The sequence below is a fragment of the Agromyces binzhouensis genome, assembly GCF_004135055.1.
Classification (GTDB): domain Bacteria; phylum Actinomycetota; class Actinomycetes; order Actinomycetales; family Microbacteriaceae; genus Agromyces; species Agromyces binzhouensis.
Genome location: NZ_SDPL01000834.1, coordinates 1 through 509, shown reverse-complemented (window position 1 = coordinate 509; position 509 = coordinate 1). Strand labels below are relative to the sequence as shown.

1 protein-coding gene is annotated in these 509 nt (G+C 76.2%); it reads right to left on the bottom strand.

Features of this window, described 5'->3' with window-relative positions; genetic code table 11:
- A partial coding sequence (locus tag ESO86_RS18440; protein WP_277985263.1) for a sensor histidine kinase occupies window positions 1-509 on the bottom strand: 509 nt, incomplete at both ends.

Below are 509 nucleotides of genomic sequence, written 5' to 3'. Positions count from 1 at the left end.
CGCCGCGAGCGTCCTTGTCGGGGTTGGCGCGCAGGTCGAGACCGGCGTCGGCGGTGAGGAGCACCGCGTCGCCCTCCCCGTCGACCGTGACCTCGATGCGCCCACCCGACGGGGTGTGCTGGAGCGCGTTCGCGAGCAGGTTCGCGACGGCGCGTCCGAGCTGCAGCGCGTCGCCCTCGACCGTGCTCGACGCGTCCGGGGAGACGACGAGGTCGAGCCGCACGCCCGCGCCGTCCGCGAGCCCGCGCAGCTCCGAGACGGCGTCGCTCGCGACATCCGCCAGCGACAGCCGCTCGGTGCGCAGGTGCAGGGTGCCCGCGTCGATCTGCGAGACCGCGAAGAGGTCGGCGACGAGCGCGTCGAGGCGGTCGACCTGCGAGGCGATGCGGGCGAGGTAGCGGTCGGGGTCGGGCGCGAGCCCGTCCTGCAGGGCCTCGGCCTGCGCGCGGATGCCGGCGAGCGGCACGCGCAGGTCATGCGCGACGCGCGTGACGAGCTCGCGACGGGCC